A 10612-nucleotide genomic window follows, 5' to 3' on the forward strand; every position below is an offset into this window, starting at 1 on the left:
CTGTCGCTCGCGGACCGAGCGCTCGCGGCCGCGCCGGGGGACGCGGCCCTCTCGCTCTCGAAGGCGGCCGCGCTCGAGGGCGCCGGGCGGATCGAGGACGCGGTCACGCTCTACCGCGAGGTCGCCGCGAAGACCCCCGCGGCCTGGGAGCCGCGGCTCGCGCTCGGCCGCATCGCCGTCACCCGCCGCCAGCTCGACGTCGCGACCGCCGAGCTCGCCGCTTCGGTGGAGCGCGGCCCGCGCGTGGCGGCGGTCCACGCGGCGCGCGGCGAGCTCGCGCTAGCGCAGGGCGATCACGCCGGCGCGGAGGCCGCCTACCGGCGGGCGCTCTCGGTCGATCCGGAGTGCGCCGCCGCCGAGACCGGCCTCGCGCGCATCGCGCTCGCACGCGGCGACGCGGCCGGCGCGCGGGCGCGCCTCGAGCGCGCGCTCACCCTCGACCCGCGCGACGCGGAGGGGCACGTGACGTTCGGCGCGCTGCTCTGGGCCGCCGGCGATCTCACCGGCGCGGAGAAGGCGCTCGAGGCGGCCGTCGAGCTCCAGCCGCGGAACGCGGGCGCGCTCGTGCGGCTCGGCGCGGTGAAGCTGGAGCGGGGCGACGCCGACGGCGCCGTGCAGCGGCTCACCGCCGCCGCCGCCGAGGCGCCCCAGCTCGCCGAGGCGCAGCAGTGGCTCGGCCGCGCGCTCCTCGCGAAGGGGGAGACCCCGGCGGCCGTGGCGAAGCTGCGCCGCGCGGTCGAGCTCGAGCCCTCGAACGCCGACCACCAGCTCCACCTCGGCGCCGCGCTCGAGCGCGCGAACGCGCTCGAGGAGGCGCTCGCGGCCTACCGCGGCGCCGCGAAGGCCGACCCGCGGCGCGCGGATCCCCACGAGCGGATGGCGCTCCTCTTCGCCGCGAACGGTCGCTGCGACGCGGCGATCGGCGCCTACGAGAAGGCGATCGCGGCCGCGCCGCGCCTCTCGCGCCTGCGGATCGCGCTCGGCGACTGCCAGCTCCGGCTCGGCAAGGCCGAGGAGGCCGCGAAGGTGTTCCGGGAGGTGCTGAGGGTAGAGCCGAAGGCGGTGCCGGTGATCTACCGCCTCGGGCGCGCGCTGCACGAGGCCGAGGGGGAGCGCGCGGCCCTCCCCTGGTACGAGCGGGCGGCGCGCGAGGAGAAGGACAACCCGATGCCGCACTACTACCTCGGCTACCTGTACAAGGAGCGCGGCGAGCGGCGGCGGGCGATCGAGGAGTTCAAGGCCTTCCTCGCGCTGCGGCCGGACGCCGAGGAGCGGAAGGACATCGAGGGGGAGATCGAGGATCTGGGCGGGACCCCGGAGCGCCCGGTCGCTTCCCCTTGACGGCGCGGACCACCCGGCATAGAGACGGTCCGCAATGCGGACTATCTCCGACGCCGGGCTTCGCCGGGAGGCGCGGGCGCTCCGCGAGCAGGTGATCGCGCTCGCGCGGCGCCGCTCCCTGCGCGACCCGGTGGCCGCGAGCTGCGGCGAGCTGGAGCTCACCCCGCCGCAGATCCACGCGCTCCTCTGGATCGGCCACGACGGCCCGCTCACCATGGGCGAGCTCGCCCGGCGCGTGGCGGTGACGGAGAAGACCGTCACCGGGATCGTCGACCGCCTGGAGCGCGACGGACACCTGCGCCGCGAGCGCGACACCGCGGACCGCCGCGTCGTCCGCGCCCGGTTCACCCCCCGGGGAGAGCAGCTCTTCCGCCGCATCGACGCCGACATCGAGGACAAGTTCGCCGCGATCCTCGGCGCGCTCGATCCCGCGGACCGCAAGGCCCTCGCGCGGATCGTCGACCGGCTCGTCGTCCGCCTGGGCGCGCCGGAGGAGGGCGGCGGGAGATGACGCGCGCCCCGAGCTCCGGGCCGCGAGATGCGGCCAGAGACCCCTTCACCGCGCCCGCCCGGCGCGACCGGCCGGACCCCTTCTGGGGGGCGGCGTTCGCAGGCGGGCGCGAGGTAGCACCACGCATCCACGCCGTCCGGCGGGAGGAGACATGAACGCAGTGATCGCAGTGACCGTGCTCGCGCTCGCGGTGGCGCAGGCGCCGGAGCCGTCCCGGAGCGCCGCGCCCGCGCCGCAGCCGCAGGCCGGCCAGCCGGCGCCGCAGGGCGCAGGGCCCAGCCTGGAGCCGCAGCCGACGCCGCAGCCGACGCCTGCCGGCGAGATCGTCACGCTCGAGCAGGCGCTGCAGCTCGCCGCCGCGCGCAACCTCGACCTCAAGGCCGCGGCGGCGCGGCTCCGCCAGGCGGACGAGATCTCCGTGCAGGCCTGGGCGCGCTACCTGCCGCAGGTGAACGCGAGCGGCACCTACACGCGCAACGAGCCCGCGGCCGTGCTCCCCGCCGGTACGTTCGGCGCGGGCAGCCCGGAGATCACGATCGTCGCGAAGGATCAGCTCGCCGGCCAGGTGGACGCGAACCAGGTGCTGTTCTCGCCCGCGCTCGCGTTCGGGATCCGCGCCGCGTCGAAGGCGGAGGCCGTCTCGCGCCTCACCATCGAGAACGTCCGGCGGGACATCGTGTTCGGCGTCGCCCAGTCCTACTACGGCGTCGCCGCGCTGAAGCAGTCGACCGAGGTCTCCGAGCGGCTCCTCGAGATCGCGCGCCGCCAGGAGAACGACGCCCGCGTCCGCTACCAGGCCGGCACCATCGCGAAGGTCGGCCTCCTGCGCGCGGAGATCGACCGCGCCCGCGCGGAGCAGGACCTGCGCCGCGCCCGCAACTCTTACGAGTCGGCGCGCATCGGCCTCGCGACCCTGCTCGACCGCCCGGTCGACTTCGAGGTGACCGCGCCCCCCGAGCCGCAGCTCCCCGACGACCTCACGGTGCTCGAGCAGGGGGCGCTGCGCGAGCGCGTGGACCTCCAGGCCGCGCGGCGGAACGTCGAGCTCCAGCGCGCGAGCCGCAACGCCTCCGTGGGCCGCTACCTGCCGAACGTGGCCGCGTTCGGGCGCTACCAGATCCAGAACGCCGCCGGCTTCACCGGGCAGAACGACCAGTGGGCGTTCGGGCTCGGCCTGTCCTGGACGCTCCTCGACGGCGGCCTGCGCGAGTCGCAGATCCGCGAGGGGAACGCGCGGATCGCGGAGGCGGAGGCGAGCGCCGCGAGCACCGAGGCCCGCGTCCGCGCCCAGGTGCGCCAGTCGACGCTCGACCTCGAGAGCGCCCGCGCGAACGCCGCGAAGGCGAAGGAGCAGCGCGACCTCGCCGCCGAGAACCAGCGCCTCGTGGACGTGTCGTACCGCGCCGGCGCCGCGACGGCCGTCGAGCAGGCGGACGCGACGGCGCAGCTCCGGAACTCGGAGATCGCCCTCACGACGGAGTCGCTCTCGGCCCAGCTCGCCGCGGTGAGGCTCCTGCAGGTGGCGGGGGAGTTCGACCCGCTCCGCCGTCCGCAGGCGCAGCCGGCGCCCGCCTCGACGCCGGCGCCCGCGCCGGCGCCCGGCTCCGTCGCGCCGCCCGCGCCGCAGCGCTGACGGCAACGGAGCGTGATCCGGCGCCTCGCAAACCGCGGGGCGCCGGCCCGCGCCTCAAGGTACCGCGGCGGCGCCGGGCGGGATCGCGACGACGCGGTTCCGCCCGGCTTGCTTCGCGAGGTACAGGGCGCGGTCCGCGGCCTCGAGCAGCTCCCGATCGCTGCGGCCGGCCACGTACTCCGCGAGGCCGATCGAGACGGTCACGCCGATCGACACGGTGAGGCCCAGGTCGTGGCCGTGCCACGCGCAGCGGCTCCGCTCGACCGCGCGGCGGATCCGCTCCCCCAGGGCGCGCGCGCCCTGGAGCCCCGTCTCCCGGGCGACGACCACGAACTCCTCGCCGCCGTAGCGCGCGAGCACGTCCTCCTTCCGGATCGCGCCGCGCAGCACGAAGGCGACCATCTTGAGCGCCTCGTCGCCGGCGAGGTGGCCGTGGCGGTCGTTCACCGCCTTGAAGAAGTCGACGTCGGCGAGGAGCAGCGAGAGCTCGCGCCCGTGGCGCTGTGCGGCGGCGAGCTCGGAGGCGAGCCGCTCCTCCAGGTGGCGCCGGTTGAAGAGGCCGGTGAGCGGATCCTGGAGCGCGCCCTCGGCGATCTTCATCTGCCAGCGGGCCTCGAGCTCGTCCGCCCACAGGAACTTGAGGGTGGTCGCGCCGCCGATCTGGACGCGGGCGCCGTCGTCGAGCTTCTCCTCGACGACGCGCCGCCCGTTCACCCAGGTGCCGTTCGCGCTGCCGAGATCGCGGAGCACCGCGCCCGCCCCCTCGATCCGGACGGCGGCGTGCAGGCGCGAGACGGCCTCGTCCACGATGCGCAGGTCCACGTCCTCGCGCCGGCCGATGGTCACCTCGCGGCCTGGAGCGAGCGGGAAGACGTCCCCGAACTGCGGCCCCGACAGCACGAGCAAGAAGCCGTGCCGCTCCGACGCCGCAGCGATGCTCGGCAGCGCCGTGTAGGTGCGCTCCTTCTCCTCGGGCCTCGCCGGCATGGTCCCACCCCCGCGCGGGATTCTACTCCGGGAGGACCCCGGACAGCGACCGGCGAGGAGTCCCGGGGCCGCACGACGAGGCGGAATGGCTGGAACCCGGGCGAGCCCTGCCGCGAGGCGGGGCGCGGTGTTACGCGGAGGGCCTGTGATCCGATTCGGGCCCGCGGGGTGGGAGTACGTGGACTGGGGCGGGATCGTCTACCCCAGGCCCGAGCCGCGCGGGTTCGACCGGCTCCGCTTCCTCGCCGGCTACTACGGGACGGTGGAGGTGAACGCGACCTTCTACCGGCCGTTCTCCGCGCAGGTGGCGGCGCGCTGGCTCGAGCGCGTCGCGGACGTCCCCACGTTCCGCTTCGGCGCGAAGGTCTGGCGCCGCTTCACGCACGAGCGCGGGGAGCCGTACGGGACGAAGGAGGTCGAGGAGGCGCGCGCGGCGCTCGACGCGCTGCACGCGGCCGGGAAGCTCGGGGCGGCGCTGCTCCAGTTCCCCTGGTCGTTCAAGCGGACGGACGGCAACGAGGAGTGGCTGCGCGGGCTCTTCCGCGCCTTCGCGGGGCTGCCGCTCGTCCTCGAGGTGCGCCACGACTCGTGGGACGTCCCGGAGGTCCACGCCGAGCTCGCCGAGGCGGCGGTCGGGATCGTGAACGTCGACCAGCCGCTCTTCCACCGCTCGATCCGGCCCGGCGCCGCCGTCACCTCGGCGGTCGCCTACGTGAGGGTCCACGGGAGGAACTGGAAGGACTGGTTCCGGAAGGACGCGGGCCGCGATGCCCGCTACGACTACCTCTACACCGCGCGCGAGCTCGAGCCCTGGGTCGAGCGCATCCGCGCGCTCGAGGCCGCCCCGGCGCAGCCCGACGTCTACGTCGTCACGAACAACCACTTCGAGGGGAAGGCGCCCGCGAACGCCACGATGCTCGAGGCCATGGTGAGGCGCCGGCGGGTGGAGGCGCCGCCGGGGCTCGTGGCGCGTTATCCCGAGGCGCTCCGCCCCTTCGTCTGAGGGAGGCCCCCCGCTCGCTCACGGCAGCTCGGCGACCACCGGCGCGTGATCGCTCGTGCCGAAGTCGGCGAGGACCGCGCAGCGCGTCGCCCGGCTCGCGAGCGCGGCGCTCACGAGCACGTAGTCGATCCGCCAGCCGATGTTGCGCTGGCGCAGGTTCCGCCAGGGCGCCCAGTAGGTGAACAGCCCCTCGTTCTTGGGATCCATCGCGCGGCCGAGGTCGACGAGGCCGTGCGACAGGATCTGCTCGATGAGGGCGCGCTCCTCCGGGCGCTGGCCGATGGCGCCCGCCTTCCGCTCCTTGGGGTGGACGTCCTGGTCGGTGCGGGCGACGTTCAGGTCGCCGGCGATGACGAGCGGGCGGCCGGCGGCGCACGCCGCCTCCACCCAGCGATCCAGCGCCTCCAGGAAGCGGAGCTTCGCAGCGAAGTCCTTGCCGCCGTTCGGGACGTACACGGACGCGACGGTGACGCCCGCCACCTCGGCGACGGCGATGCGGGTCTCGAGGTCGAAGTCGGGGTGCGTGAACGCGGGGCGCTCGGGCGCAAGCTCGCGCCGCACGTGGAGGCCGACCCCGGAGTACGCGGTCGCCCCGTGCCACAGGCACCAGTAGCCCTCGAGCTCGCAGAGCGAGGGGGGAACGCGCGCCGGCGGCGCCTTGATCTCCTGCAGGCAGACCACGTCCGGCCGCTCGCGCGCGATCCACTCCGCGACCTGCGCCTCCCGCGCGCGGATGCCGTTCACGTTCCAGGTGCCGATCTTCAAGCTCGCCCCTCCCTGGCCTCACCCGCGCACCTGGAGCCCGAGCGAGGGCCGCCATCAGGGCCCTTCATAAGAACGGGCCCATTCGCCGCACGCACGTCCTTGGCGGGCCGCGCGTTCCTGGCCGAAAGCGCGGCAGGCAACAAAAAAGGGCCGTGGCGCGGCGCGCTTGCGCCCGTCACGGCCCTCCCCCCCGGCGGATCCCTTGGTATCACACCACCGCTCCAGCAAATGGGGTGGTCGCCTGTGGTGTTTTGCCGGGAGTAGCCTCGGGGTCCTCGGTCAGCGCCGCCGCTCGCTCCGAGCAGCGGACCTGTGCCCGGCGGAGGGCGCCCACTCGCCCGGCGCCAGGCTGAAGTAGAGCCGCTGCCCGCGGCGCTCCTCCACGACGCCCACGCCCGCCGCAGAGAGCGCGTCGAGGTCGCGCTGCGCGGTGTTCTTGGACACGCCGCAGCGGCGCGCGAGGTCCGCGAGCGAGAGCGGCTCGGTCGAGGTGGCGAGGAGCTTCCAGAGCGAGAGCCGGCGGGCGAAGGTCGACATGGCGCGGAGCCGCGCGTCGCGCGGCGGAGCGAATGACCAGCGGTCTAATGTCGCACGCTGGGTGCAGCACCTCCCAACACGGACCCACCGCACCAGGGGACCGGCACGCGAGGGGCTCCACCGGGGTTCCGCTGCAGGTGAACCGGCGCGGCCTGGCGGTCTCGACTGCTCGACGGTCGCGAGGGACCGGGCGTTGAGATCCTCGACACCTCGCCGGCCACCATCAGCGCTTGCGGGTGGAGCGGTTCGTGAACTGGCGGACGGCCATGACGGCGACGCCGGCGAGGACCGCTCCGGCGACCGGGCTCGACAGGAGGCCGCTCGTGGCGGGCGTCGACTCGTTGGCGGCGAGGAGCTGGCGGATCATGCCGCGCCGCTCGCCGTGCATGCGCGAGAGGAGCGCCGCGAGCGCCTGCGGCTCCTCGAGCCCCTCGTCGTGGACGCCGGGATAGTTCACGTCCGCCCTGCGCGCGCTGCGCTGCAGCTCCGACACGAAGCGACGGCGCTCCTCCGGCGAGAGCCGCTCGACGCTCGCGAGCGCCGCCTCCTGGAACTCCGCCGGGCCGATCTCGTCGGCCACGCGGTCGTAGTTCGCGATCGTCTCCTCGTCCCTGAGCGCGTCCCAGGGAGCGCCCCGCTCCCAGCGGCGCGTGAAGTCCTCGAAGCTCTCCCGGCCGAGCCCCTCGAGCAGCGCGTCGAGCATCCCCATCGTCGTTCCCTCCGTTGGCCGCACCTCGACGTCAATGTCGCGAGGGAGGCGTCCATCTTCAACGCTTCGCGCGCGCGCCCCGGGGCCGGCCCGCGTCTCCCCGTCCTCCGCCACGTGGCCGGCTGGACACAGCGTGCGGAATGCCCTGGCGCACCGCGAATTCGTGCGGGGCACGGCCGTTGCTCACCGGAGCGGGGAATGGAGGGCCCAATGCGCCCGTCGTCCGCCTTGCACCCGAACCGCTCCCGCCTCGTCACCGTCCTCGCCGTGCTCGCGCTCGCCTGCTCGCGCCAGGCGCCGCGGGACGTCCCGTCCACCGCCCACCCGCCGCCGCCCCCGGCCGCGACTGCCGGGGAGCGCGCCCGGCTGCCGCGCGCGGACCTCGTCCGCCTCGCCGCGCTCGTCGCGGCGCTCCCCTCGACGGAGACCCTCGAGCCCTCGCCCGCCGCCGCGGGAGAGGAGGCGGCGGCGATGTTCACGCCGCGTCTCACCGGGCGCACCCCCGACGGGAAGGCGCTCCTCGAGTTCCCCCTCGTCCACACCCGCGTCGTCGCGCAGGTCACGGGGAACGTGGCGCGCGTCGAGGTGACCCAGTTCTACGCGAACCCCTCGTCCGACCGGCTCGAGGCGATCTACGCGTTCCCGCTCCCGGCCAACGCCGCGGTCACGGACATGCTGTTCCGCATCGGCGATCGGGTGGTGCTCTCGGAGGTCCGCCGCCGCGAGGAGGCGCGCCGGACGTACGAGGCGGCGAAGCGCGAGGGCCGCACCGCCGCGCTCACCGAGCAGGAGCGGCCGAACCTGTTCACCCAGTCGGTCGCGAACGTGCCGCCCGGAGAGACCGTCGCGGTCGTGCTGCGCTACGTCCACGAGGTCCCCTTCGACGACGGGCGCTACGCGTTCCACTTCCCGACCACCATCGGCCCGCGCTACGTGCCCGGCGAGCGGCTCGCCGCCGGCGCCGCGGGCCCGGGCTGGGCCCCCGACACCGATCGCGTCCCCGACGCGTCGCGCGTGACGCCCCCCGTCGTGCCGCCGGGCACGCGCTCCGGCCACGACGTCGACATCCTCGTCCGGCTGGTCCCCGGGGGCGCGTTCGACGACGTCGAGACGCGCAGCCATCGCGCCGTGACCGGGCTCGAGCCCGGCGGCGCGCGGATCGTCGCCCTCGCGGAGGACGACCGGATCCCGAACAAGGACTTCGTCCTCACCTGGCGGCCTGCGGGCGCCGCGCCGGCGGCGCACGCGGTCGTGCAGCGCGAGAAGGGCGAGGACTTCCTCATGCTGTTCGTGCAGCCGCCGGCGGAGATCGCGCCCGCGCTCGTGCGCCCGAAGGAGCTCGTGTTCCTCCTCGACAAGTCGGGCTCGATGATGGGCGCGCCCTTCGATCGGCTGCGCGCGCTCGTCCTGCGCGCGCTCGACGCGATGGGGCCGGACGACACCTTCCAGATCGTCGCCTTCGACGGCGCCGCGCAGGCCATGAGCGAGGCGCCGCTCCCCGCCACCCCCTCGGCGGTGGCGCGCGCGAAGGCGTGGCTCGCCGGGCTCCAGGGCGGCGGCGGCACCGAGATGCTCGAGGGGGTCCGCGCCGCGCTCACGCCGCCGGAGGACCCGCGGAGGCTGCGCATGGTGGTGTTCTGCACCGACGGCTTCATCGGCAACGAGACCGAGATCATCCAGGCGGTGGAGGCCCTCCGCGGCCGGGCGCGGGTGTTCGGGTTCGGCATCGGCACGTCGGTGAACCGCTACCTGGTGGAGGGCGTGGGCCGGGCCGGACGCGGCGCCTCGGAGGTGGTGTCGCTCGACGAGGCGCCGGACGCGGCGGTGGCGCGCCTCTTCAAGCGGATCGACCGGCCGGTGCTCACCGATCTCGAGGTCGGGTTCGAGGGCGCCGAGGTGACCGAGCTCCTGCCGGCGCGCCTGCCGGATCTCTTCGCCGGGCAGCCGCTCGTGGTCGCGGGGCGAGTCCGGCGCGGGGCGCCGACGCACCTCGTGCTGCGCGGCCGGCTCGGCGAGGCGCCGTGGGCCTCGCGCATCGAGGTCGCCGAGGCGCGGGTGGACGCGGGCGAGGGGACGGCTCAGCCGATCCTCGGGACGCTCTGGGCGCGCCGCCGCATCGAGGACCTCCTCACCGCGGAGCCCATGGCGCCACCCGCGTCCGCCATCGAGGAGACGGTCGCCCTCGCGCTGCGCTTCAAGCTCGTGACGCCCTACACCTCGTTCGTCGCGGTGGAGCGGGCGCTGCGCGTCGACCCGTCGCTGCCGCTCGCGCAGGCGCTCGTGCCGAACGAGCTCCCCGAGGGCGTCTCCCATGAGGGCATCTTCGGTCCCGCCTCCGAGGTGGACCTCGCCCCCGCGCGCGTGAAGCCCGGCGACCCGGAGCTGCGCGTCGCGGCGCCCGGAGCGCGCTCGGTGTCGGTCGCGCTCCCCTTCGAGGCCGCGCCGCGCGAGGCGATCCGCGATCCGCTCCGGGGCGACTTCGTGCTGCGCTTCCTCGTCCCGCCGGCCTGGCCGGACGGGAGCTACGACGCGCGGATCACGATCCGTCACGCGGACGGCCGGCGCGAGGAGCGGACCGCCCCCATCCGCGTGGACACGACGCCCGCCTCGATCGCGGTGCTCTCCGCGCCGGCGACCGCCGCGCCCGGCGAGGCGATCCGCCTCGCGCTCAAGCCGTCGCTGGCCGTCTCCCGGCTCCCGGCGCTCTCGAGGCGCCCCGGCGGCCTCGCGAACGCGGTGAAGGGCGCGATGGAGGTGAAGGAGGTGCTCGTGCGCGCGCCGTGGGGGGAGCTCGCGCGGGCGCGGATGGAGGGGCCGCTCGGGGCCTGGGTGGCCGAGCTCCACGTCCCGGCCGGCGCCGGGGCGGGCGCGGCGGACCTCGAGGTGGTGGCCTCCGACGCGGCGGGCAACGTGAGCCGCCGCAGGGTGGCGCTCACGCTCCTCCCGCTCCCCCCGCCGGGCGCGCCGGACGCAGCGGGTCCGATGCTGCTCGCGGGGGCCGGCGCCGGGCTCGCGCTCCTCGCCCTCGGCGCGGCCGGCCTCGCCGCGGCGCTCCTCGGCCTCGGGGCCGCTCGCCAGGGCCGCCGTCGCGCGGAGCTCCTCGCCCTCGCGCTCGGCACGGCGCTC

The 10612-nt window shown here is 75.7% G+C and carries 9 protein-coding genes; 5 read left to right on the forward strand and 4 right to left on the reverse strand.

Annotated elements, in window-relative coordinates:
• From MNZ29_RS22060 to MNZ29_RS22070, 3 genes are all read left to right on the forward strand, one after another.
• On the forward strand, positions 1-1341 hold a 1341-nt coding region (locus MNZ29_RS22060), incomplete at its 5' end, for a tetratricopeptide repeat protein (RefSeq protein WP_242356747.1).
• 34 nt (positions 1342-1375) lie between these two features.
• On the forward strand, positions 1376-1852 hold the full coding sequence (locus MNZ29_RS22065; protein WP_242341136.1) for a MarR family winged helix-turn-helix transcriptional regulator: 477 nt from the start codon (positions 1376-1378) through the stop codon (positions 1850-1852).
• Between the two features lie 151 nt (positions 1853-2003).
• Positions 2004-3485, forward strand: coding sequence for a TolC family protein (locus MNZ29_RS22070; RefSeq protein ID WP_242341137.1), 1482 nt, complete (start codon positions 2004-2006; stop codon positions 3483-3485).
• 54 nt (positions 3486-3539) lie between these two features.
• Here MNZ29_RS22070 and MNZ29_RS22075 read toward each other — a convergent pair whose 3' ends face one another.
• On the reverse strand, positions 3540-4472 hold the full coding sequence (locus tag MNZ29_RS22075) for a GGDEF domain-containing protein (RefSeq protein WP_242356749.1): 933 nt from the start codon (positions 4470-4472) through the stop codon (positions 3540-3542).
• Between the two features lie 145 nt (positions 4473-4617).
• On the opposite strand from MNZ29_RS22075, the gene MNZ29_RS22080 reads away from it, so the two are divergent.
• Complete coding sequence (locus tag MNZ29_RS22080; protein ID WP_242341139.1) at positions 4618-5475, forward strand: DUF72 domain-containing protein; 858 nt, start codon at positions 4618-4620, stop codon at positions 5473-5475.
• A gap of 18 nt (positions 5476-5493) precedes the next feature.
• Here the strand turns inward: MNZ29_RS22080 and MNZ29_RS22085 are convergent, their stop codons facing one another.
• From MNZ29_RS22085 to MNZ29_RS22095, 3 genes are all read right to left on the reverse strand, one after another.
• Positions 5494-6240: an exodeoxyribonuclease III gene (locus tag MNZ29_RS22085; RefSeq protein WP_242341140.1), complete on the reverse strand. Its 747-nt coding sequence runs from the start codon at positions 6238-6240 to the stop codon at positions 5494-5496.
• A 279-nt stretch (positions 6241-6519) separates the two neighbouring features.
• Positions 6520-6777, reverse strand: coding sequence for a winged helix-turn-helix domain-containing protein (locus MNZ29_RS22090; RefSeq protein ID WP_242341141.1), 258 nt, complete (start codon positions 6775-6777; stop codon positions 6520-6522).
• Between the two features lie 223 nt (positions 6778-7000).
• On the reverse strand, positions 7001-7486 hold the full coding sequence (locus MNZ29_RS22095) for a hypothetical protein (protein WP_242341142.1): 486 nt from the start codon (positions 7484-7486) through the stop codon (positions 7001-7003).
• A gap of 210 nt (positions 7487-7696) precedes the next feature.
• On the opposite strand from MNZ29_RS22095, the gene MNZ29_RS22100 reads away from it, so the two are divergent.
• Positions 7697-10612: VIT and VWA domain-containing protein (locus MNZ29_RS22100; RefSeq protein WP_242356751.1), on the forward strand; the 2916-nt coding region annotated here is incomplete at its 3' end.

The sequence above is a fragment of the Anaeromyxobacter sp. SG64 genome (assembly GCF_022690745.1).
Classification (GTDB): domain Bacteria; phylum Myxococcota; class Myxococcia; order Myxococcales; family Anaeromyxobacteraceae; genus Anaeromyxobacter; species Anaeromyxobacter soli.